Source organism: Pseudomonas sp. M20, assembly GCF_045037865.1.
In the GTDB taxonomy this organism is placed as follows: domain Bacteria; phylum Pseudomonadota; class Gammaproteobacteria; order Pseudomonadales; family Pseudomonadaceae; genus Aquipseudomonas.
On record NZ_CP173611.1, the window covers coordinates 1,591,409 to 1,612,686 of the forward strand.

At 60.9% G+C, this 21,278-nt stretch carries 21 protein-coding genes; 7 read left to right on the top strand and 14 right to left on the bottom strand.

The window, feature by feature from the left end:
* Nucleotides 1-118: 118 nt before the first annotated feature.
* The gene (locus ACI514_RS07250; protein ID WP_160058521.1) at nucleotides 119-1,402 is read left to right on the top strand and encodes a Zn-dependent hydrolase; all 1,284 of its coding nucleotides are present in this window, start codon (nucleotides 119-121) and stop codon (nucleotides 1,400-1,402) included.
* Between the two features lie 179 nt (nucleotides 1,403-1,581).
* On the opposite strand, the gene ACI514_RS07255 is transcribed toward ACI514_RS07250, so the two are convergent.
* Together ACI514_RS07255 and ACI514_RS07260 are read right to left on the bottom strand one after the other, a co-directional pair.
* A complete protein-coding gene (locus ACI514_RS07255) occupies nucleotides 1,582-2,448 on the bottom strand; it encodes a CAP domain-containing protein (RefSeq protein WP_405123391.1) in 867 nt (288 codons plus the stop codon).
* Nucleotides 2,449-2,535: 87 nt separating this feature from the next.
* Nucleotides 2,536-3,306, bottom strand: a complete 771-nt coding sequence (locus ACI514_RS07260; protein WP_405123392.1) for an alpha/beta hydrolase — start codon at nucleotides 3,304-3,306, stop codon at nucleotides 2,536-2,538.
* Between the two features lie 111 nt (nucleotides 3,307-3,417).
* Here ACI514_RS07260 and ACI514_RS07265 point away from each other — a divergent pair, with 111 nt between their 5' ends.
* Nucleotides 3,418-4,362, top strand: coding sequence for an aldo/keto reductase (locus ACI514_RS07265; RefSeq protein WP_405123393.1), 945 nt, complete (start codon nucleotides 3,418-3,420; stop codon nucleotides 4,360-4,362).
* A gap of 19 nt (nucleotides 4,363-4,381) precedes the next feature.
* Here the strand turns inward: ACI514_RS07265 and ACI514_RS07270 are convergent, their stop codons facing one another.
* On the bottom strand, nucleotides 4,382-5,275 hold the full coding sequence (locus ACI514_RS07270) for a LysR family transcriptional regulator (RefSeq protein ID WP_405123394.1): 894 nt from the start codon (nucleotides 5,273-5,275) through the stop codon (nucleotides 4,382-4,384).
* Nucleotides 5,276-5,372: 97 nt separating this feature from the next.
* Here ACI514_RS07270 and ACI514_RS07275 point away from each other — a divergent pair, with 97 nt between their 5' ends.
* Entirely contained in the window at nucleotides 5,373-5,849 is a 477-nt protein-coding gene (locus ACI514_RS07275) for a cupin domain-containing protein (protein WP_160058518.1), read from the top strand.
* 345 nt (nucleotides 5,850-6,194) lie between these two features.
* On the opposite strand, the gene paoC is transcribed toward ACI514_RS07275, so the two are convergent.
* From paoC to ACI514_RS07295, 4 genes are all read right to left on the bottom strand, one after another.
* Entirely contained in the window at nucleotides 6,195-8,393 is a 2,199-nt protein-coding gene (gene paoC, locus ACI514_RS07280; RefSeq protein WP_405123395.1) for an aldehyde oxidoreductase molybdenum-binding subunit PaoC, read from the bottom strand.
* Nucleotides 8,390-9,346, bottom strand: coding sequence for an FAD binding domain-containing protein (locus ACI514_RS07285; RefSeq protein WP_405123396.1), 957 nt, complete (start codon nucleotides 9,344-9,346; stop codon nucleotides 8,390-8,392). The genes paoC and ACI514_RS07285 overlap by 4 nt, the downstream gene beginning before the upstream one ends.
* Nucleotides 9,343-9,966 carry an aldehyde dehydrogenase iron-sulfur subunit PaoA gene (paoA, locus tag ACI514_RS07290; protein WP_160058515.1) on the bottom strand — a complete coding sequence of 208 codons (624 nt, stop codon included), beginning with the start codon at nucleotides 9,964-9,966 and terminating at the stop codon, nucleotides 9,343-9,345. Before paoA ends, ACI514_RS07285 begins: the two co-directional genes overlap by 4 nt.
* Before the next feature lie 360 nt (nucleotides 9,967-10,326).
* The gene (locus ACI514_RS07295) at nucleotides 10,327-12,081 is read right to left on the bottom strand and encodes an L-lactate permease (RefSeq protein WP_007950206.1); all 1,755 of its coding nucleotides are present in this window, start codon (nucleotides 12,079-12,081) and stop codon (nucleotides 10,327-10,329) included.
* A 243-nt stretch (nucleotides 12,082-12,324) separates the two neighbouring features.
* Here ACI514_RS07295 and ACI514_RS07300 point away from each other — a divergent pair, with 243 nt between their 5' ends.
* Entirely contained in the window at nucleotides 12,325-12,528 is a 204-nt protein-coding gene (locus tag ACI514_RS07300) for a hypothetical protein (RefSeq protein WP_007918829.1), read from the top strand.
* A 56-nt stretch (nucleotides 12,529-12,584) separates the two neighbouring features.
* Here the strand turns inward: ACI514_RS07300 and ACI514_RS07305 are convergent, their stop codons facing one another.
* A complete protein-coding gene (locus ACI514_RS07305; RefSeq protein ID WP_150750841.1) occupies nucleotides 12,585-12,860 on the bottom strand; it encodes a hypothetical protein in 276 nt (91 codons plus the stop codon).
* A gap of 281 nt (nucleotides 12,861-13,141) precedes the next feature.
* Between ACI514_RS07305 and ACI514_RS07310 the strand changes: the two genes are divergently transcribed.
* Nucleotides 13,142-14,224: a hypothetical protein gene (locus tag ACI514_RS07310; protein ID WP_405123397.1), complete on the top strand. Its 1,083-nt coding sequence runs from the start codon at nucleotides 13,142-13,144 to the stop codon at nucleotides 14,222-14,224.
* A gap of 2 nt (nucleotides 14,225-14,226) precedes the next feature.
* Nucleotides 14,227-14,580 carry a DUF1428 domain-containing protein gene (locus ACI514_RS07315; protein WP_095118352.1) on the top strand — a complete coding sequence of 118 codons (354 nt, stop codon included), beginning with the start codon at nucleotides 14,227-14,229 and terminating at the stop codon, nucleotides 14,578-14,580.
* 116 nt (nucleotides 14,581-14,696) lie between these two features.
* Here the strand turns inward: ACI514_RS07315 and ACI514_RS07320 are convergent, their stop codons facing one another.
* Nucleotides 14,697-14,891 (bottom strand): hypothetical protein, encoded by a 195-nt coding sequence (locus ACI514_RS07320; protein ID WP_160058512.1) that lies wholly within the window; start codon nucleotides 14,889-14,891, stop codon nucleotides 14,697-14,699.
* A gap of 107 nt (nucleotides 14,892-14,998) precedes the next feature.
* On the opposite strand from ACI514_RS07320, the gene thpR reads away from it, so the two are divergent.
* The gene (thpR, locus tag ACI514_RS07325) at nucleotides 14,999-15,520 is read left to right on the top strand and encodes an RNA 2',3'-cyclic phosphodiesterase (protein ID WP_405123398.1); all 522 of its coding nucleotides are present in this window, start codon (nucleotides 14,999-15,001) and stop codon (nucleotides 15,518-15,520) included.
* 253 nt (nucleotides 15,521-15,773) lie between these two features.
* Here thpR and ACI514_RS07330 read toward each other — a convergent pair whose 3' ends face one another.
* From ACI514_RS07330 to ACI514_RS07350, 5 genes are all read right to left on the bottom strand, one after another.
* Nucleotides 15,774-16,871: a polyamine ABC transporter substrate-binding protein gene (locus ACI514_RS07330; RefSeq protein WP_123594281.1), complete on the bottom strand. Its 1,098-nt coding sequence runs from the start codon at nucleotides 16,869-16,871 to the stop codon at nucleotides 15,774-15,776.
* Between the two features lie 183 nt (nucleotides 16,872-17,054).
* Nucleotides 17,055-17,930: an ABC transporter permease subunit gene (locus tag ACI514_RS07335; protein ID WP_034155531.1), complete on the bottom strand. Its 876-nt coding sequence runs from the start codon at nucleotides 17,928-17,930 to the stop codon at nucleotides 17,055-17,057.
* Nucleotides 17,927-18,808, bottom strand: a complete 882-nt coding sequence (locus ACI514_RS07340; RefSeq protein ID WP_371042493.1) for an ABC transporter permease subunit — start codon at nucleotides 18,806-18,808, stop codon at nucleotides 17,927-17,929. Before ACI514_RS07340 ends, ACI514_RS07335 begins: the two co-directional genes overlap by 4 nt.
* 29 nt (nucleotides 18,809-18,837) lie before the next feature.
* A complete protein-coding gene (locus ACI514_RS07345) occupies nucleotides 18,838-19,980 on the bottom strand; it encodes an ABC transporter ATP-binding protein (RefSeq protein WP_007919249.1) in 1,143 nt (380 codons plus the stop codon).
* Between the two features lie 365 nt (nucleotides 19,981-20,345).
* Entirely contained in the window at nucleotides 20,346-21,107 is a 762-nt protein-coding gene (locus ACI514_RS07350) for a gamma-glutamyl-gamma-aminobutyrate hydrolase family protein (RefSeq protein ID WP_405123399.1), read from the bottom strand.
* Nucleotides 21,108-21,278 lie beyond the last annotated feature (171 nt).

The window sequence follows — 21,278 nt, forward strand, 5'->3', positions numbered from 1 at the left end:
AGCGGGCTCGCTCCCACATTTGGAATGCATTTTCCCTGTGGGAGCGAGCCTGCTCGCGAATGCGATCTACCAGACACCAGAGCAATATCCATAAGAAAAGCAGCCTGAGGAGATCCCCATGAACGCAGCCGCAGACGTTCTGCAATCAACCCATCAGCACATCAACCGCGATCGCTTGTGGGCGTCGCTCATGGAACTGGCCAAACTCGGCGCCACGGTCAAGGGCGGGGTCTGTCGCCTCGCCCTCACTGACCTCGACCGCCAGGCCCGCGACCTGTTCGTGCAATGGTGCAAGGACGCCGGATGCAGCGTCACGGTCGATGCCGTCGGCAACATCTTCGCCCGCCGCCCCGGGCGCAATCCCAGCCTGCCACCGGTAATGACCGGCAGCCACATCGACACCCAACCCACCGGTGGAAAATTCGATGGTTGCTTCGGCGTACTGGCCGGTGTCGAAGTGCTGCGCACGCTCAACGACCTCGGTGTGGAAACCGAAGCGCCGCTGGAAGTGGTGGTCTGGACCAACGAAGAAGGCTCGCGCTTCGCCCCGTGCATGATGGGCTCGGGCGTGTTCGCCGAGAAATTCACCCTCGAAGAAACCCTCGCCAAAGTCGATGCCGATGGCGTCACCGTTGGCGAAGCGCTGAATGCCATCGGCTACGCCGGTCCGCGTAAAGTCAGCGGGCACAAGGTCGGTGCCTATTTCGAGGCGCACATCGAACAAGGCCCGATCCTCGAAGACGAACAGAAAACCATCGGCGTGGTGCTCGGTGCGCTGGGGCAGAAGTGGTTTGACCTCAAGCTGCGCGGCGTCGAAGCCCATGCCGGCCCGACGCCGATGCACCTGCGCAAAGATGCACTGGTCGGCGCCTCGGTGATCGTCGGCGCCGTCAACCGCGCCGCCCTCGGTCATCAACCCCACGCCTGCGGCACCGTCGGTTGTCTGCAGGCCTATCCCGGTTCGCGCAACGTCATTCCCGGCGAAGTGCGCATGACTCTCGATTTCCGTCACCTGGAACCGGCGCGCCTCGACTCGATGATTGCCGAAGTGAAGCACGTCATCGACGCCACTTGCGAAGAACACGGTCTGACTTACGAACTGACCCCGACCGCGGACTTCCCGCCGCTGTACTTCGAAAAAGGCTGTGTGGAAGCGGTGCGCAGCGCAGCAAAAGGGCTTGGCTTGTCGAATATGGACATCGTCAGCGGCGCCGGCCATGACGCGATTTTTCTCGCCGAACTCGGCCCGGCCGGAATGATTTTCGTGCCGTGCGAAGGCGGCATCAGCCACAACGAAATCGAGAACGCCGCGCCGGATGATCTGGCGGCGGGGTGTGCGGTGTTGTTGCGGGCGATGCTGGCGGCTTCGGCGATGGTCGCGGGAGGACAGCGCGCGGCTTGAAGGTCAAAAGATCGCAGCCTTCGGCAACTCCTACAGGGAAACCATAAATCCTCTGAGCTGCCGGAGGCTGCGATCTTTTTGCTGTCACCACAACGTCATGAACATGTGGTTGGCCGCGATAGCCCTTGTATCGTCAATGTTGCGCAAGGAATGGTTGAAACCGGGGCTTGTGCGACTAATCACTGCGCACCAAACACCATCGTCCAGTAAACCCCTTCATCACTGCGCGCCTCACTGGCAAACCCGGCGCCGACCTGGGTGAACATCGGGTTCATCAGATTGGCGCAGTGCCCGGGGCTGGCCAGCCATCCGGCCATGGCCTTGCCCGGCGAACTCTGCCCGGCGGCAATGTTTTCGCCGATCTGTCGACCGCGATAGCCGGCTGCACGGGCGCGATCGGCGGGCAGGTCGCCGTCCGGATCGCGGTGGGCGAAATAGTTGCCGTAAGCCATGGCTTTGCTGTGTCCCTGTGCGGCGGCGCCTAGCGCGGCGTTCCAGCTCAGTGGCCGGGCGGCGGCGAAGCGTTGGCGTCCGCACATCCGTGGCCGGGCACGCGCGGCGTTGACCTCAGCGAGCAAGGCCTTGCCGACGCTGCGGTTATCGCCAACGCGGCTGTCGAGCACCGGTTGCGCCAACACCACTTGCCACTCATTGCGCGAACGACTGACACCGATGTCGGCGTAGCTCGCATCCAGCAGCGCGGCGCAGTGCTCGTCTTGCAGCAGGTCGAAAGCCTCTTCGGCGTCCTCGGCCCCGACCACACGAATACTGCGCACCGCGATGGCGGAATAGCCGGACGACTTCAACGCTTCACGCATGCCCCCGGCGTAGCGATAGCCGATCGGCAAAGCCAGGTTCGACTTCAGCGCCAGCGGCGCCAGGCGTTGCGCCGGACGTCGGTCGCAACGTTGTGGATGGGCGCGATAGTCGTTGATGGCGGCCACCAGTTGCCGCTCCGCACCGGCATGGGCGGTTGCAGCGAACAGCGGCGAAAGGATCAGCAGGCACAGCGAAACCAAGCGAGACGAGCGAACGGCGTGGCGCATGAGACGGGCAGCTCTGAAGGAGGACAGCGCAAAGTTGCGTGAACCGCAGAACGCGGCGCGGATAGGACTGGAGAATCGGGACTTGGTTCAGCGATTCAACACATCCTCCATCCACTGCAAATACTGCGCACGATCCGAGATCGAGTTATGCCCCGAATCCGGCACCACCCTGAGCACCGCCACGCCTTGCGGGAAGTTCTCCAGCAAACGCTGCGTGCTGGCGCGCGGGATCACCTCATCGTCACTGGCCGCCAGCAGCAACGTCGGCACGCGGATATGCGCGGCGTACTTGCCCGATTCAAAGCGATCCTTGAGCAACCACTGCACCGGCACCCACGGGTATTGCCGTGTCGCGATTTCTTCGAGGCTGTTGTAAGGCGTCACCAGAATCAGCTGTTGCACCGGCCGTTGGCTGGCCAGACGCACGGCGACGCCCGATCCCAGGCTGCGGCCAATGAGCGAAACCTGCGGGTGGCTGGCGTACACCTGATCGAACAGCGCCAGGGCATCCTCGGCAATCGCCGCTTCGGACGGTGAACCACTGCTGCCACCAAAGCCGCGATAGTTGAGCAGATACACCGCGTATTCGGGAAACGCCTCGGCAAACTCCGGCAGATTGCGTGACACATCCTCGGCATTGCCGCCGAAATAGATCAGCGCCCGTGGCCCGACCCTCTCGCGGGTGATCACTGAAACCTGCGCATCCGGCATCGACAGGGTCAGTTGTGAATCGGCGCTGGTGACGGCATTGGGCTGCGGAAAATAGATCAGCGAGCGCTGAAAAAAGAACAGCGCCGCGCACAGCACCAGGTACACGGCAACGATCAATGCGACGAGTGACATCAGGGTTCGGGACATTCGGCTACTTTTAACGGTGTGTGAAGGATCGCTGTCGCAGTGTAGTCCAGCCCTGCAATCGGCCGCTCATGCACATAACCGGCAACAGATCCACGCAGCAGGGGAACCAGCATGAGCCACACTGAGGGTTACTCCCGTCGCCGATTGCTCACGCTGGCTGCCGGGGTTTCGGCGGTCTTCACCTTTGATCGGGCGTTAGCCACCGCGACAATGCCCGCGACCACCGGAGGCCACGCCATGCAGACCCGCGCCATCCCGTCCAGCTCCGAATTGCTACCCATCGTGGGCTTGGGCACCTATCGCGGTTTCGATGTCGCCCCCGGTGATCCGGCCTATCGGCAACTACCGGCGGTGCTCGATGAGCTGTTCACCAAGGGCGGCACGCTGGTCGACAGTTCACCGATGTATGGCCGTGCCGAACAGACCACCGGCGAACTGCTGTCGATCCACGAACCGCGTTCGCCGGCGTTTCTGGCGACCAAAGTGTGGACGCGCGGACGCGAGGAGGGCATTGCGCAGATGGAGCAATCGTTCAGCCTGCTGCGCACCGAACGCATCGATCTGATGCAGATCCACAACCTGCTCGACTGGCAAACCCACCTGCCAACCCTGCGTGAATGGAAAGCCCAAGGGCGCATCCGTTACATCGGTATCACCCATTACACGCCCTCGGCCTACGAGGAAGTCGAAGCGGTGCTGAAGGCCGAACAACTGGATTTTCTGCAAATCAATTACGCCCTCGATGATCGAGGGGTGGAGAAACGTATTTTGCCTTTGTGCCGCGAACGTGGCGTGGCAGTGATCTGTAATCGACCTTTTGGCGGCGGCGGTCTGCTCGCGCGTCTCAAAGGCAAACCGTTGCCGGGCTGGGTGTCGGATGTGCAGGTCAACAGCTGGCCGCAACTGGCATTGAAGTTTCTGCTCTCGCATTCGGCGGTGACTTGCGTGATCCCGGGCACAGGCAATCCACGTTACGTGGCCGACAACGCCAAGGCCGGGTTCGGGCCGATGCTCACCGATGCGCAGCGGCATCAGTTGATTGCGTTGCTGGGTTAATCGATCTCGTGGACGGCGCTCAACCGCGATAGCGCAACGCCTCCAGCAACAACGCAAACGCCGGCGCAGCCTGACGTCGGCTCGGGTAATACAGGTGATACCCGGCAAACGTCGGGCACCAGTCTTCCAGCACTTGTCGCAAACGGCCGTCGGCCAGATAGGGTGCAACGATGTTTTCCGGGATGTAACTCAGGCCGAAACCGTCCAGCGCAGCATCGAGCAGCGGGTAGACGCCGTTCAGGGTGATCTGCCCGGAGACCCGCACTTTCAGGCTTTCGCCATCCTTCTCGAATTCCCAGCTGTACAACCCGCCGTTGGTCGGCAGGCGCAGGTTGTTGCAGGCGTGATCGGTCAGATCCCGTGGCGTTTGCGGCGCGGTTCGTTTGGCGAAATAGGCAGGTGAGCCGACCACCGCCATGCGCATGTCGGGGCCGATGCGGGTGGCGATCATGCCTTGCGCGACGTCTTCGCCCAGGCGCACGCCGGCGTCGAAACCTTGCCCGGCGATGTCGACGAAACCATAGTCGCAGCTGACTTCGACGCTGATGTCCGGATACTTGGGCAGAAACTCCTTGAGCACCGGGCGCAGCAGCCAGTCCAGCGAATGGTCGGTGGCGTTGAGGCGGATCTTGCCCGCCGGGGTGTCGCGCAGGTTGCTCAGCGCCGCGAGTTCCAGTTCGATCTCTTCGAAGCGTGGGCCGATGGTTTGCAGCAGGTGTTCGCCGGCCTCGGTCGGCGAAACGCTGCGGGTAGTGCGAGTCAGCAGGCGCAAGCCCAACCGCGCTTCGAGGGCGCGGATGGTATGGCTCAGTGCCGATTGCGAAACGCCGAGTTTGGCCGCGGCTTTGGTGAAGCTGCGCTCGCGGGCGACGGCGAGGAAGGCGAGCAGGTCGGTGGCGTTTTCCCGAAGCATTGATGAGTGTCCTGCATAAGTTTTTTCGAATTCTAGTCGATTATCGGAATAGTGCGGCTGGGTAAAGTAGTGGCATTGATTATCTGGAGGAATTGCCATGAACCCGATTGCCGCTTCTGCGTTGACCCTTTCTTTGTTGGCGGGTGAGGTACAGGCCAATGAAAACCCACGTGTGACGGTCACGCCCAATGGCTCGCAACCTTCGGCCAAAGGCCCGGCGGACTGGTTCACGGGCACGGTCCGCGTCGATGCGCCGTTCAAAGGCACAGACGAGGCGCGGGTCAGTGGTGCGACGGTGACGTTTGAGCCGGGCGCGCGTACCGCGTGGCATACGCATCCGTTGGGACAGACCTTGATCGTCACGGCCGGTTCCGGTTTTGTGCAGGAGTGGGGGCAGCCGGTGCGTGAGATTCGTCCTGGGGATACGGTGTGGATTTCGCCGGGGGCCAAGCATTGGCATGGGGCGGCGTCGACCACGGCGATGACGCATATCGCTATTGCTGAAGTGCTCGATGGCAAGGTGGTGGAGTGGATGGAGCAGGTGAGTGCCGAGCAATATCCGCGATCCGAGTGAAGCGCTTCCCTCACCCCAGCCCTCCCGAAACGTCGGACCGCCCGTAGGGAAAGGGGGCCGACCGCAGTGTCTTGCGTCATACATCGACCTGAAATGGCTGTGTCGATTATGGATTCACAGCAGGACGTTCAAGTCGGTGAAATTCTCCAGTTTCCCTCACCCCAGTCCTCTCCCAGAGGGAGAGGGAGCCGACCGAGGTGTCTGGCGTTATCCATCGACCTGAAAGTGCTCTATCGATTATGGATTCACAGCAATACGTTCAAGTCGGTGCAGCTCCCGAATATCCCCCAATCGGTTCCCTCTCCCTCTGGGAGAGGGCTAGGGTGAGGGGCTTTTAACGGGTCATCACATCATCTCCGGCAACGACGACAAAATCTTGTCCAGCGTAACCGGATACTCCCGCACCCTAGCCCCCGTAGCGTTGTAAATCGCATTCGCCACCGCCGCACTAACCCCGCAAATCCCCAGTTCACCAACACCCTTGGCCTTCATCGGCGAAGACACCGGATCGGTCTCATCAAGGAAAATCACCTCCTGATGCGGTATGTCGGCATGCACCGGCACCTCATACCCGGCCAGATCATGATTGACGAAAAACCCTAGCGTCTTGTCCACCGCCAACTCTTCCATCAACGCCGCACCGACGCCCATGGTCATCGCGCCGATCACCTGACTGCGCGCCGCTTTCGGGTTGAGAATCCGCCCGGCCGCGCACACCGCCAACATGCGGCGCACCCGCACTTCACCGGTCGCCGCATCCACCGCAACCTCAACGAAATGCGCACCAAAGGTCGACTGCTGATACTGCTCGGCCAGGTCGGCAAATTCGATGCTGTCCTCAGCCACCACAACGCCGTCCTGCGCAGCGTTGCGCATCGGCAGGCTCTTGTCGCCGAGCCGCACCTGACCGTCGACAAACTCCGCCTGATCCGCCGCCATGCCCAGTTTGCCAGCCACCGCCTCACGCAGTTTCATGCACGCGGCGTATACCCCGGCGGTCGAGCAGTTGGCGCCGAATTGCCCACCGGAGCCTGCCGACACCGGAAAGCTCGAATCGCCCAGATGTACGCTGACATCCTTCAGCCCGACGCCCATCATCTCGGCTGCCGTCTGCGCGATTATCGTGTAACTGCCGGTGCCAATATCCGTCATGTCGGTTTCCACCGTGATCTTGCCGTCGCGCTCCAACCGCACCTGCGCACCGGACTTGACCAGCAGGTTGTTGCGGATCGCCGCCGCGACCCCCATGCCAATCAGCCAGCGACCTTCGCGACGTGTACCCGGCTGCGCATTGCGCTGGCTCCAGCCGAACTTGTCGGCGCCGGTCCGAAGGCACTCGATCAGGCGCCGCTGCGAGAACGGTCGCTCGGTTTTCACCGGATCGACCTGAGTGTCGTTGAGAATGCGGAACTGCACCGGATCAAGCTTGAGCTGCTCGGCCATTTCGTCCATGGCAATTTCCAGGACCATCAGCCCCGGGGTTTCACCGGGTGCGCGCATGGCGTTGCCTTCGGGCAGATCCAGCGGCGCGAGGCGCATGCTGACCAAGCGGTTTTCAGCCGCGTACAGCAACTGGCTTGGTTGCGCCGCGACTTCGACTTTGCCTTCCGCCAGATTGCCCGACCAGCCTTCGTGGGCGATCGCGGTGAGTTTGCCCTCCGCTGTCGCGCCCATGCGAATGCGCTGAATCGTCGCCGGACGGTGAGTGGTGTTGTTGGCGATCTGCGGGCGGGCGAGGGCGACCTTCACCGGCCTGCCAGCCATGCGCGCACCGAGGGCGGCGAGGATCGCATCGGCGCGCACGAATAGTTTGCCGCCGAAACCACCGCCAATGTACGGCGACATCAGCCGGACTTTTTCCTTGGGCAGACCGAGGGTGGTGGCGATGTCGCCGACGCTCCACGCGATCATCTGATTCGAGGTCCACAAGGTCAGTTGATCGCCTTTCCACGCCGCCAGCGTGGCGTGCGGTTCCATCATCGCGTGGGACTGATCCGGCGTGGTGTAGGTCTGGTCGAACTGCACTGGCGCGGCGGCGAACGCTTTGGCGAAATCACCGTGGCTGACGTCGGGCAATTCGTCTTTCGGCTCGACGCCTTTGTCGCGCACGCTGGCCAGCTCGAATTCGCCCTTGGCCGCGACGTAGTCGACTTTGACCATTTGCGCAGCCGCCCGGGCTTGCTCGAACGTCTCGGCAACCACCAGCGCAACCGCCTGGTGATAGTGCTGAATCTCCGGCCCGGCCAATAAATGCGCAGCGTTGTATTTGCCCTTGCCGAGCTTGCCGGCGTTGGCAGCGGTAACAATGGCGAGCACGCCGGGCGCGGCTTTCGCCTGTTCAAGATCAATGTTGTTGATGCGGCCCTTGGCGATGGCCGAGCCGACCATGACACCGTAAGCCTGATTTGCCACCGCCTCATGTTGCTCGTAGGCGTAGGGTGCCTGCCCGCTGGTTTTCAACGGGCCTTCGATGCGGTCGGTGGGCTGGCCGATGACCTTCAACTGGTCGATCGGGTTGGTGGTGGCGGGCGTGTCGAATTTCATGCTTCATCCCTCGCTTGCGCCAACACCGAACCGAGCGTGCGCTCGACCAGGGTCAGTTTGAATTGGTTGTCGTGGGTCGGCGTGGCACCGTCGAGCAGACGTGCGCTGACGGCTTTGGCGCCTTGCGGCAGCAATGCTTCTGCGGCTTCAACCCGCCATGGTTTCGGCGCGATACCGCCGACGGCGATGCGTCCGCTGCCGTCCTTTTGCAGGATCAGACCGACCGATACCAGCGCAAACGCATAGGAGGAGCGATCACGCACTTTGTGATAAACGTGAGTTCCGCCGAGCGGTGCGGGCAATGTCACCGAGGTGATGAACTCGCCAGGCGTGAGGCTGGTTTCAATGTTCGGCGTGGTGCCGGGCAACTGATGAAAGTCGGCCATCGCAATGCTGCGGGTCGTGCCGTCGGGTTTCACCGTTTCAATCTGCGCATCGAGGGCACGCATGGCAATTGCCATGTCACTCGGGTGCGTCGCGATGCACGCGTCGCTGACGCCGATGATGCCCAGTTGCCGACTGACCCCGGCAATCGCTGCACAACCGCTGCCGGGTTGGCGTTTGTTGCAGGCCTGATTGGTGTCGTAGAAGTACGGGCAGCGCGTGCGTTGCAGCAGGTTGCCGGCGGTGCTCGCCATGTTGCGCAACTGCCCGGAGGCCCCGGCGAGCAAAGCGCGGGAGAGCAGGGCGTAGTCTTTTCTGATGCGCGCGTCGGCCGCCAGATTGGTGTTGCGCACCAGCGCGCCGATGCGCAAGCCGCCTTCAGGCGTGGCTTCGATCTGGTCCAGGCCAAGGTGATTGACGTCGATCAGGTGCATTGGGGTTTCGATGTCGAGTTTCATCAAGTCCAGCAGGTTGGTGCCGCCAGCGATGAAGCGTGCGCCTTCGACCTGTGCGGCTTGCGCAGCGGCAGCGGCGGGGGAGTCGGCGCGGCTGTAATTGAACGGTCTCATGCCGGCACCTCCGCGACTTCGGTGATGGCTTCAATGATGTTCGAGTAAGCGCCGCAGCGGCAGATATTGCCGCTCATGCGTTCCTGAAATTCGCTGGCGATCAACTGCGGCGCCTCGGTGAGGCTTTCACTGACGTGGCTGGGGATGCCATCGCGGATTTCCTTGATCACCGCCACTGCCGAGCAGATCTGCCCCGGTGTGCAATAGCCGCACTGATAGCCGTCATGCTTGATGAACGCGGCCTGCATCGGGTGCAGATTGTCCGGCATGCCGAGGCCTTCGATGGTCGTAATCTCGCTGCCTTCATGCATCACCGCCAGGGTCAGGCATGAGTTGATGCGTCGGCCATCAGCGATCACCGTGCAGGCGCCACACTGGCCGTGGTCGCAGCCTTTTTTGCTGCCGGTCAGGTGCAGGTGCTCGCGTAGGGCGTCAAGCAGGGTGGTGCGGGTGTCGACGTCAAGCGCACGCGGCTTGCCGTTGACGTTGATTGTCACTTTGCTCATGGCCGGTTGCTCCAGATTGGCCGCGTAGGCCTTGAGGCTGATAAACGGCGGCATCGCGAAGGCTGTGGCGGTCACGGCGCCGAGGATCAGAAATCCGCGTCGGGAAATCGTCATGGTTCGATTCCTTTTCTCTCTTCATCAGGGCAGCAGGGTCGTGGATGGCCCAAGCGGGCAGCCAGCGTCATCGCCGGTCTCGTTCAGAAGTGACTGCCGGAAAGAGGAAAAGGTTTTGTCGGATTTTCGCTATAGAGTTATGTGCGTGGCTCATTAATCGACGGTACGACACAATCCCCTGTAGGAGTGAGCCTGCTCGCGATAGCGATAGACCAGTGAGCGATGTGGTGACTGACACACCGCTATCGCGAGCAGGCTCACTCCTACAAGGATCTGCGCTGTAACCACCATTTCACTAACAACCTGAACCCTGTGGGAGCGAGCAGGCTCGCTCCCACATTGGATATGTGTCCGGCCGGACTAATGCCCGCCAACCACCATCGAGGTAAACGGCGCCACATACGCCTGCAACGTCACCAGCCCGCCGACCAGAATCGCCAGCACAATCGAGTGGAAGAACACATAGCGCAGAATCTCGCCTTCATGCCCGTACCAGCGGGTCGCGGTGGAGGCGACGACGATCGATTGCGCATCGACCATTTTGCCCATCACCCCGCCAGAGCTGTTCGCTGCCGCCATCAGTACCGGACTGATCCCGAGCTGTTCCGAGGTGACCCGCTGCAAGCCGCCAAACAACACGTTCGACGCGGTATCCGAACCGGTCAACGCCACACCCAGCCAACCAAGCAACGTGCCGAACATCGGATAAAAAATCCCCGTCGCCGCAAAGGCCAGACCCATGGTCGCGTCGAGTCCCGAGTAGCGCGTGAGAAACCCCAGCGCCAGCATCGCCGCAATGGTGATCAACGAAAACCGCACCACCCACAGCGTGCGCAGGTACTGCTTGATCAGTTGTGGAATCGAATAGCCCATCAGCAAACCGCCGACAATTGCTGCAAGCAAAATCCCGCTGCCGGTGGCGGTGAGCCAGGTGAATTTGTACACCGCTTCTTCCGCTTTCGGCGCGGCAACCACCGGCGGGACTTTCTCGATTTGCAGGTGCAGCGTGGTAAAGGTCACTGCCGGGGCGAAAATCGGGTTGGCCTCGCGCAGCGGTTTGCCTGCGGGATCAAGCTTGGCTGACTGGGTGACGGGATCAATCGCCGGGCGGGTGTCGAACATATTCTTGAAGCCCTGGGTGCCCCAGGCGAAGACGAACACGGTGAGGATGATCCACGGCATCCACGCGCGCATCACCGCCGGGCGCGCCTGGTCACTAAACGCGGCGCTGGCAGTGATTTTTTCTTCATCGACCTTGGAGTTGTCTACGCGCCCCGAAAGAGCTGCCGAGGTGTGAATGGTCGCCGGTTTCCACACCTTCAGGAACAGCGTCAGACAGGCCATGGAAATCAGCGCGGCGATCACGTCCACCAGCATTGGCCCGTGGTAGTTCGATACCAGAAATTGCGGGATCGCGAAGCTGACGCCGGCTACCAGAATCGCCGGCCAGATCTCGAGCATCTTGCGCCAACCGGCGAAGGCCCAGATCAACCAGAACGGCACCAGCACCGAGAAAAACGGCAACTGCCGACCGACCATCATCGACAGTTCCATTTCATCCAGCCCGGTGACTTTGGCCAGCGTGATGATCGGCGTGCCTAGCGCGCCGAATGCGACTGGCGCGGTGTTGGCGATCAGCGCCAGACCGGACGCGGCCAGCGGCGAAAAACCGAGACCGATCAGAATCGCCCCGGTCACCGCCACCGGCGTGCCGAACCCGGCCGCGCCTTCGAAAAACGCACCGAAGCAGAACGCGATCAGCAGCAACTGCAAGCGGCGATCATCGGTGATGCGCGCAAGGGAATCCTGCAGCACTTTGAACGAGCCGTTCTCGGTGGTCAGACGATGCAGAAAAATGATGTTGAGGACGATCCAGCCGATCGGCAACAAGCCATTGGCCGCGCCAAACAACGCCGCTGAGCCAGCCATGCTCGCCGGCATGCCGAAGGCGAAAATCGAAATCAGCAGGGCGGACGCCAGAGCAAGCAGCGCCGCCAAGTGCGCCTTGACGTGAAAGAACGCCAGCGCCGCGAGCATCACCACCACCGGTACAGCGGCCATGAGCGTGGAGATCACCGGGTTGCCGAACGGGTCGTAAATTTGCTGCCAGACCATGGTCCACCTCTGCTTGTTGTTATTGAGGGCGCAGATCCATTGCGTGGGGCTAGGTTGCAAGGAGTATAGGTGGCATTTCGCCGCCGTTCGGGCAGCGCGGGCGGAGCGACAAACGGTCGCTAGTGGCCACTGAATCAACGCTGATTTGCCCGGTCGTATCTGCGGCTGCGCGCACCGCGTCCCGAAGGCGCGGGCAGCGTGGCCGATTCCGTCGTCAAGACCTTGGTTTTAGGGAAGTGTTGAATGAAGCGCGCAACAACGATGCTGCTGACCGTGACCGCCGCCGTATTGCTCGGCGGCTGTGTGGCGGATTTTGATGATGACCACCGTCATGGCCGGCACTACGACCGCGATCATGGCCGCAATTACGACCATGACCGGCGCTGGGATGATCGCGACGATCGCCGCGACGGGCGTCGTTACTACCGTGATCGGGATGATGACTGATTGAACAAAAAGAGGGCGTTCCCGAAAAAGGAACACCCTCTGTCATTAGCCCTCAATTAAAAGTGAGCGCTCGCCCGGACGCTGGATCGCGCAGGCACAGAGGCCTCGATGTCCAGCAAATGGGTGGCGAGAATGTCGCTCAGAAAACGGAACTGATCGTTGATGCCGACCACTTCATTACTGAAATGATTAGTGGCGGCGGGCATCAACAGATCTTCGAAATCTTCGTTGAACACCAGTGCCTGAGCCTTGTGCGACACGGCGTGCTGGTCGTAATAGTTGCTGCCGAACACCGGGAAACTCACGGAGAGTGTGACGTGGGTGTGAATCATGTTGTGAACTCCTCGTTGTGTTTCGGATGGCTTAATCGTGCCTTTGATGGGCGGTGGGCGGAAGGCAATCGTGGCGATGGTGAATATCGATGGCAGTGATGGTTGGGGATTTGGGGTGTTGCTGATGGCCCCTTCGCGAGCAGGCTCCCACGTTGAAACGCATTCCCCTGTGGGAGCGAGCCTGCTCGCGAAGGCGCCAGACCAGCCAAAACCGGACAAACGGCCCTGCGCACGCACCTATACTCAAATCTGCTTCCGCCCTTTTAAAGGAAACCGCCACCGTGAACCCGCGTGCGTTGCTCGTCGCCGCACTGTTGTTGCTGGCCGGCTGCGCCAACTCGGCGCGGGCGCCGGTGTTGGCGCCGCAGGCCGTGTTTGTCTCGCCGGCCACCTGGCAGCAGATCGACCGGGAAATCGTCAACGCCTCGCAGCAATCCACCGAACAAGTCAAAGTCTTTGCCCGTGGTTCGATGGAACATTGGCGCACTCGGGTCTATCAGCAAACTGAAGAAAATTTCATCCCGTGGTTCAGCAGCTACTGGACCCAGGAATGGCTATCGATGAAGGTCAGCTGGTACACGATCAATGCCGGTGGCGAACAGGACGCATCGGCCAAGCGGTTGGCGGCGTATCTGCTTGAGCAATATCAGAAAAGGGTGCTGGCACCAGTGGCGGTGGAGGTCGATCCGGACGCGATTCTCGGCCAGGCGACGGCGTTCTATGCGCAACTGATGGCCCAGCAGATGCCGCTCATCGCCCAGCGCCATGGTGTGCCCGTTGGTCAGCTCAATGGGCATTTGCAGAAAGTCCCGGCCATTGCGCTTGGCCCGCCGTCGGCGCGGGATGCTTCGTTGTATCAGGTCATCAGTACCGAGCCGCTGAACACGCTGCCGGCCTACGCCGCGCTGATCGACAAGATCCACACCGAGGGCGGCGCCAAGGGTATTGCCTCGACGGATGCCGGCATGGCGCCGGTGGCCAAACGCGCCAGTCAGCGGATGGAAGCGGAAATGGCCCCGCGCGGGGCTGCCAGTGCGGTGGCCGCTGCTGCCGGGAAACTGGCCGGTGGCCTGATCTCGGTTGGTGTTGCGGGTATTCGCGCGATTATCCAGGCCAATGACCGCCCCGACAGCGAAGCGTTGATCCGCAGCAGTCTGGGCAGCACCTTCGACAAGGCCTGGCTGAAACTGGTGCAGAACCCGACAACCGGGGTGATGGCCGGCACGCTGCACATGGCCGCACAGGTCGAGCGCAATCTGGGTGCGGGCGATGAACCGTCGGTCGGGCTGGGCGTGAACCGTGTCGAATGGCAGCCGCCGCAATCGACCAATCAGCAGATCGAACCCAACGTGCAAGGAGAGTGATCATGGCTTACATCGATATTTTCGTAGCGCCGGTGCCGACTGCCAATCGTGAGCAGTACAAAAAGCACGCCGAAATTGCCGCCGTACTGTTCAAGGAGTACGGCGCCCTGAGCGTTGCTGAATGCTGGGGAGATGACGTGCCGGACGGCAAGCTCACCTCGTTCCCGATGGCGGTGAAGCTCAAGGAAGGCGAAACCGTCGCCTCGGGCTGGCTGATCTGGCCGGACAAAGCCACCCGGGATGCCGGCATGGCAAAGATGATGGAGGACCCGCGCATGCAGCCCGATGTGAACCCGATGCCGTTCGATGGCCAGCGGATGATCTACGGCGGCTTCCAATACCTCATCGAGCCCTGAGGCCACCGCAAATCTATTGTAGGAGTGAGCCTGCTCGCGATAGCGGTGGGTCTGTCAATGAAGCATTGAATGTGCAAACGCCATCGCGAGCAGGCTCACTCCTACAGGTACGGTGTTCACTCGGCAGAGGGGGTGATACGGCAGCTTTTGCGGTTGCGGATCTGCTCGTCAGTCGGGCGTTCGCGGACGAATTCGAAACGCGGTTCACCCTCGCTGTAATGCACCAGCCAGCCCCATTCCAGTTCACTTTCATCCTGCCCGGGATGCGGTGGTCGCGCCCACCACGGTTCTTTGCTGAGGATCGCGCGCATGGCGGCCTCCGGTTGATGGCAATCCTTGAACTATAGCTTCCTGTCGCGAGTCGTCAGATCAGGCTGTGTAGAATCCGGCGGATCACGATGAACAGGGGAGCAGGGCCATGACCGATGAAGCGAAGCGACTGTTTTTCGCCCTCGATTGCCCGCCGGCGCAGCGCAAGGCGATTGCACAATGGCGCGCGGAGTTGGGATTGCGAACCGGCAAACCGGTGCCGGCCAACAACTTTCATCTGACGCTGCTGTTTCTCGGCGCTGTGCCATTGGCGCAGATCAATGAAGTCTGCGAAGCGGCCGGGCAAGTGCGTACGGCAGGAGAGGCGTTGAAGATTTCGCTGGATCGCATGCAGGTCTGGCATCGCGCCGGGGTGTTGTCGCTCGCGCCGGAGCAGGCACCGCCGGCGTTACTGCGCCTGGTCTACGCGCTGGAGCAGGCGATGTTGCCGTTCGGTTTTGAAGAGACGCCCCGCGAGTTTCGCCCGCACCTGACCCTGGCCCGTGAGTACCGTGCTCCGGAGCCGGAATCCGCTACGCCGCCGGAGTTTTTTCTGCGTGCCGAACGCTTCGCCTTGTTTGAATCACACAAGGGACGCTATCGGATTCTGCAAGACTGGCCGCTGATTTGAGCGCACAAAAAAAGGCGCCCGAAGGCGCCTGAGAATTCACCTGAACCGAGGGAGCCAGGTGAGGCCGTTCATAGCAGGGTGCAGCGGTGGTAAGGCGCTGCGTGAACGGGAAATCATAAATTTTTCTGTCACAACACCAAACCACTGTAGGAGTGAGCCTGCTCGCGATGAGGCCAGTACACTCAGCATCAGCGCTGCCTGACACACCGCCATCGCGAGCAGGCTCACTCCTACATTTGGAGCTTTGGTGGGCTTACTTACCGAGTTTCACCCGGGTCCAGCCGCGGGTCATGATCCGCTGTGTGGCAATCGGCTGATCCGGCACCGCATACAGCGTCGCCATCACCGCTTGCGACGGATACGAACCCGGGTCGTTGCGGATCGCTTCATCCACCAATGGCGTAGCCGCCGCGTTGGCGTTGCTGTAGCCGTTGCTGTTGGTGATCTCGGCGATGATGTCCGGACGCATCAGAAAATCCATGAACAGGTAAGCGTTCTCGACGTTAGCGGCATCGCGCGGGATCGCGACCATGTCGTAGAAGCTGCCGGCACCCTCCTTGGGAATGCTGTAGTCGATCACCACGTTGTTGCCCGATTCCACCGCGCGGGCCTTGGCTTGCAGCACATCACCGGAGTAGCCGACCGCCACGCAGATGTTGCCGTTGGCCAGATCCGAGATGTATTTCGAGGAATGGAAGTACGCCACGTTCGGACGAATCTTCATGAACAGCGCCTCGGCTTCCTTGATGTGCGCGGTGTCCCTGTCGTTCACCGGGTAACCCAGATAGTGCAGGGCGGCCGGGATCATTTCGGTCGGCGAGTCGAGGAAACTGATGCCGCAGGCTTTGAGTTTTTCAGCGTTTTCCGGTTTGAACAGCAAGTCCCAGGAATTGGTCGGGGCGTTGGCGCCGAGCACTTCCTTGACCTTGGCCGGGTTGAAGCCGATGCCGATCGAGCCCCACATGTACGGGAACGCGTGGGCGTTGTCCGGATCACTGGCGGCGGCGTTTTTCAGCAGCACCGGGTTGAGATTCTTCCAGTTCGGCAGCTTGGATTTGTCCAGGGTCTGATAGACGCCGGCCTTGATCTGCTTGGCCAGGAAACTGTTCGACGGGACGACCAGGTCGTAGCCGGATTTGCCCGCCAGCAAACGCGCCTCAAGGGTCTCGTTGCTGTCGAAGACGTCGTAGGTCACGCGGATGCCGGTCTCGTCTTCGAACTTCTTGACGGTGTCCGGCGCGATGTAATCGGACCAGTTGTAAACCCGCAGCACCTTGTCGTTGGCCTGAGCGCCCATGACCATTGCGCCCATTAAGGACAGTGTCAGCAGAGTCCTGCCAAACATTTTCATCGGTACAACTCCATTGTTTTTATTCACGTTGCGCAAAGCCCCCTCACCCTCTCCCAGGGGGAGAGGGGACTGACCGAGGGGCTGACTACATTTGTGTAGGAGCTGTCGAGTGAAACGAGGCTGCGATCTTTTGATCTTTCACATCAAGATCAAAAGATCGCAGCGTGCCGCAGCTCCTACCGGTCAAGCGGTGGCGGCTTGTTGCGGTTGTTGCCACGACTCATTCGCCGTCTGATCCATCGCTTCCTGAATCGCCCGCTTGCGGTTGGCTTCTGCCTTGCGGCCGAAGTACCAGACCAGGAACGTCACCAGCGACACCGCCAGCAGAATCAGGCTGGCCACCGCGTTGATCTCAGGCTTCACGCCCAGACGCACCGCCGAGAACACTTCCATCGGCAACGTCGTCGAACCTGGTCCGGAAACGAAGCTGGCCAACACCAAGTCATCCAGCGACAAGGCGAACGACATCATCCCGCCCGCCGCCAGCGACGGCGCGATCATTGGAATGGTGATCAGGAAAAACACCTTGAACGGCTTCGCACCGAGATCCATCGCCGCTTCTTCGATCGACAGATCCAGCTCACGAAGGCGGGCGGAGACTACCACCGCCACATAAGCGGCACAAAACGTGGTGTGGGCGATCCAGATCGTGACGATGCCACGCTCCTGCGGCCAGCCGATCAACTGCGCCATCGCCACGAACAGCAGCAACAGCGACAGACCGGTGATCACCTCAGGCATCACCAACGGCGCAGTGACCAGACCACCAAACAGCGTGCGACCCTTGAAGCGTGTCACACGCGTCAGCACGAAAGCGGCGAGGGTGCCCAACGCGACTGCAGCAATCGCGGTGTAGCAGGCGATTTCCAGCGAGCGCACCACCGAGCCCATCAGTTGCGTGTTGTCGAGCAAGCCGACATACCACTTCACCGACCAGCCGCCCCAGACTGTCACCAGTTTCGAGGCGTTGAACGAGTAGATCACCAGAATCAGCATCGGCAGATAAATGAACATCAGGCCGAAGATCAGCATGAACTTGGAAAAACCGAAGCGTTTCATCCCCGTGCCTCCATCTCTTTGGCCTGGCTGCGGTTGAACAGCAGAATCGGCACAATCAGGATCAACAGCATCACCACCGCCAGCGCAGACGCCACCGGCCAGTCGCGGTTATTGAAGAACTCTTGCCACAGCACGCGACCGATCATCAGCGTCTCCGGGCCACCCAACAGTTCTGGAATCACGAACTCGCCGACCACCGGAATGAACACCAGCATGCAGCCGGCAATAATGCCGTTCTTGGCCAGTGGCACGGTGATTTTCCAGAAGTTGTTGAAGTTGCTCGAACCCAGATCCTGCGCGGCTTCCAGCAGGCTGCCATCGTGCTTGACGAGGTTGGCGTACAGCGGCAACACCATGAATGGCAGGTAGGCGTAGACCACGCCGATATACACGGCCGTGTTGGTGTTGAGGATCTCGATCGGGTGATCGGTCAGCCCCGTCCACATCAGAAACGCGTTGAGCAAACCGTTGTTGCTGAGGATGCCCATCCATGCGTAAACGCGGATCAGGATCGCGGTCCAGGTCGGCATCATGATCAACAGCAGCAGGACGTTTTGCGTTTCCTTGCCGGTCTTGGTGATCGCGTAGGCCATCGGGAAACCGATCAGCAGGCACATCATTGTGCTCAGCGCCGCGACCTTCAGCGAACCGAGGTAGGCCGATAGGTACAGCTCGTCTTCGCCGAGCATGGTGTAGTTGCCGATGTTCAGCAGCAGCTGGAATTTCTGTTCGGCGTAGGTGTAGATCTCCGAGTACGGCGGGATCGACAGCGCGGCTTCCGAGAAGCTGATCTTCATCACCAGGAAAAACGGCAGCATGAAGAACAGGAACAGCCAGATGAACGGAATGCCGATCACCAGTTTTCGTCCGCTGGGCACCAGGCGCAGGAATTGCTGATTGAAGGTTCTCATGAGCGCAGTACCACGCCGCTGTCGTCTTCCCACCAGACGTAGACTTTGTCGTCCCAGGTCGGGCGCGCGCCACGACGTTCAGCGTTGGCCATGAACGACTGGACGATCTTGCCGCCGGGCAATTCGACGTAGAACACCGAGTGGCCGCCGAGGTAGGCGATGTCATGCACCTTGCCTTCGGACCAGTTGTAGCGGAACTCGGGTTGGGTGGTGCTGACGAGCATTTTTTCCGGACGGATCGCGTAGGTGACCGACTTGTCCTGCACCGAGGTGCTGACGCCGTGACCGACGTAGATCTTCTGCTGCAAGTCCGGGCTGTGGATGATCGCGTGACCTTCAAGGTCTTCCACCACGGTGCCGTCGAAGGCGTTCACGTTGCCGATGAATTCGCAGACCATGCGGCTCACTGGCGCTTCATAGATGTCGACCGGACTGCCGATCTGCGCGATCCAGCCGAGGTGCATGATTGCGATGCGCTCGGCCATGGTCATGGCCTCTTCCTGGTCGTGGGTCACCATCACGCAGGTCACGCCGACGCGTTCGATGATCTGCACGAGTTCCAGTTGCATCTGCGAACGCAGCTTTTTATCCAGCGCACCCATTGGCTCGTCGAGCAGCAACAGCTTCGGGCGCTTGGCCAGCGAGCGGGCGAGGGCGACGCGCTGACGCTGACCACCGGACAACTGATGCGGGCGGCGTTTGGCGTATTGGGTCATGTGGACAAGGCGCAGCATTTCATCGACGCGGGCATCGATTTCGCTGGCCGGCAAACGGTCTTGCTTGAGGCCGAAGGCGATGTTCTGCGCAACGGTCATGTGTGGGAACAGCGCGTAGGACTGGAACATCATGTTGATCGGCCGCTCGTACGGCGGCATGTCGGTGATGTCCACGCCGTCGAGCAGAATCCGCCCTTCAGTCGGGCGCTCGAAACCGGCGAGCATGCGCAGCAGGGTCGATTTGCCCGAACCGGAGCCACCGAGCAGGGCAAAGATTTCGCCCTGATGGATCTCCAGGGACACATCGTCCACGGCCACGGTTTCGTCGAACTTCTTGGTGACACGATCGACTTTCACCAGCACCTTTTTCGGTTGCTGATGACCTTCAAGTGCCTTCCTGTAAGTGCTGGAGGCGTTTGCCATGTGAAACTCCCAACAGGTTTCGTTCGCCTGGCCAATGTGGCCGGGCTTAAGTGGATTGCAAGCCTGCAAGCGCAATCTCAGTCATTACACATCCCCTGTAGGAGTGAGCCTGCTCGCGATGAGGCCATGTCAGTCGACATCTCTGTTGACTGGTCTATTGCTATCGCGAGCAGGCTCACTCCTACAGGGGAATTGCGCATGCCTGACTGACCTTGCACTGCCGAGGGCTTGGTCGGCGCCGCCGTCCTGGCTGCCTGGGTCGTACTTGTTGTTATCACGGGTGTTGCTGTTCACGAATGACGGATGTGCGCAGGCACACCCGACATTCATGGGGGCAGTAAATCGTTACGTATGCTTGGGTTGGATCAGCGCTGATTGCGCCGCGCCGCCCGTTGCCGGCAAGCCGCGCCGAATGCCTGGAAAATCTTCAGGTAGTTCGGGTTATCGAGCACTTGCCATTCCGGGTGCCATTGCACGCCGAGGGCGAAGGTCGGGCTGTGCTCGACCGAGACCGCCTCGATCAAACCGTCCGGCGCCACCGCTTCGGCCCGCAGGCCGGGGGCGAGGCGATCGATGCCCTGGCTGTGAATCGAGTTGACCTGGAACTCGCCCGGCAACTCCAGCGCCTCAAACACGCCGCCGCTCAAAACCGTCACCGCATGGGCCGGTGCGTATTGCACGGCCACATCAGGGCTGTCGGCTTCACGGTGATCGAGCATGCCCGGCAGCTCATGCACCTTCTGATGCAGGCTGCCGCCGAACGCCACGTTCATTTCCTGGAAACCACGGCAGATGCCGAGCACCGGAACGCCCGCCGCGATGGCTGCACGCAATAAAGGAAGGGTGGTGGCATCCCGCGCCGGATCGTGATCCGTGTCGGGGGCGCTGGCCGGGCCTTGATAGTGGAAAGGTTCCACGTTCGAGGGCGAGCCGGTCAGCAGCAGACCGTCGAGTTGACCGAGCAGGTCATCGATTTCAGTCAGGTTGCCAAGGGAAGGAATGACCACTGGCAGCCCGTTGGCGCCAACGCTGACAGCACGTACGTACTTGTCGCCGCTGATGTGATAGGGGTGCAGGCCAATCTGTTTGACGCACGCAGTAACGCCGATCAATGGCTTGAATGCCATTTTTATTCACCTCGAAGTTTGACACTTGAACGAGCTTTTCCGGAGCTTAGCCTCGTTGATTTTAATTAACAACTGCCATGTAAAAAATTCTAAACGCCGTTCATCAAATCTTCGTGATTCCCGGGCCTAAGACCCCTTTATTGGCACGCAAGTGTTAAAAATAGCCCGAAA

What these genes read in the sequence shown, in the direction of transcription:
- ACI514_RS07250 (WP_160058521.1), top strand. Translation starts at nt 119, where the DNA reads ATGAACGCAGCCGCAGACGTTCTGCAATCAACCCATCAGCACATCAAC.
- ACI514_RS07255 (WP_405123391.1), bottom strand. Translation starts at nt 2,448, where the DNA reads ATGCGCCACGCCGTTCGCTCGTCTCGCTTGGTTTCGCTGTGCCTGCTG.
- ACI514_RS07260 (WP_405123392.1), bottom strand. Translation starts at nt 3,306, where the DNA reads ATGTCCCGAACCCTGATGTCACTCGTCGCATTGATCGTTGCCGTGTAC.
- ACI514_RS07265 (WP_405123393.1), top strand. Translation starts at nt 3,418, where the DNA reads ATGAGCCACACTGAGGGTTACTCCCGTCGCCGATTGCTCACGCTGGCT.
- ACI514_RS07270 (WP_405123394.1), bottom strand. Translation starts at nt 5,275, where the DNA reads ATGCTTCGGGAAAACGCCACCGACCTGCTCGCCTTCCTCGCCGTCGCC.
- ACI514_RS07275 (WP_160058518.1), top strand. Translation starts at nt 5,373, where the DNA reads ATGAACCCGATTGCCGCTTCTGCGTTGACCCTTTCTTTGTTGGCGGGT.
- paoC (WP_405123395.1), bottom strand. Translation starts at nt 8,393, where the DNA reads ATGAAATTCGACACGCCCGCCACCACCAACCCGATCGACCAGTTGAAG.
- ACI514_RS07285 (WP_405123396.1), bottom strand. Translation starts at nt 9,346, where the DNA reads ATGAGACCGTTCAATTACAGCCGCGCCGACTCCCCCGCCGCTGCCGCT.
- paoA (WP_160058515.1), bottom strand. Translation starts at nt 9,966, where the DNA reads ATGACGATTTCCCGACGCGGATTTCTGATCCTCGGCGCCGTGACCGCC.
- ACI514_RS07295 (WP_007950206.1), bottom strand. Translation starts at nt 12,081, where the DNA reads ATGGTCTGGCAGCAAATTTACGACCCGTTCGGCAACCCGGTGATCTCC.
- ACI514_RS07300 (WP_007918829.1), top strand. Translation starts at nt 12,325, where the DNA reads ATGAAGCGCGCAACAACGATGCTGCTGACCGTGACCGCCGCCGTATTG.
- ACI514_RS07305 (WP_150750841.1), bottom strand. Translation starts at nt 12,860, where the DNA reads ATGATTCACACCCACGTCACACTCTCCGTGAGTTTCCCGGTGTTCGGC.
- ACI514_RS07315 (WP_095118352.1), top strand. Translation starts at nt 14,227, where the DNA reads ATGGCTTACATCGATATTTTCGTAGCGCCGGTGCCGACTGCCAATCGT.
- ACI514_RS07320 (WP_160058512.1), bottom strand. Translation starts at nt 14,891, where the DNA reads ATGCGCGCGATCCTCAGCAAAGAACCGTGGTGGGCGCGACCACCGCAT.
- thpR (WP_405123398.1), top strand. Translation starts at nt 14,999, where the DNA reads ATGACCGATGAAGCGAAGCGACTGTTTTTCGCCCTCGATTGCCCGCCG.
- ACI514_RS07330 (WP_123594281.1), bottom strand. Translation starts at nt 16,871, where the DNA reads ATGAAAATGTTTGGCAGGACTCTGCTGACACTGTCCTTAATGGGCGCA.
- ACI514_RS07335 (WP_034155531.1), bottom strand. Translation starts at nt 17,930, where the DNA reads ATGAAACGCTTCGGTTTTTCCAAGTTCATGCTGATCTTCGGCCTGATG.
- ACI514_RS07345 (WP_007919249.1), bottom strand. Translation starts at nt 19,980, where the DNA reads ATGGCAAACGCCTCCAGCACTTACAGGAAGGCACTTGAAGGTCATCAG.
- ACI514_RS07350 (WP_405123399.1), bottom strand. Translation starts at nt 21,107, where the DNA reads ATGGCATTCAAGCCATTGATCGGCGTTACTGCGTGCGTCAAACAGATT.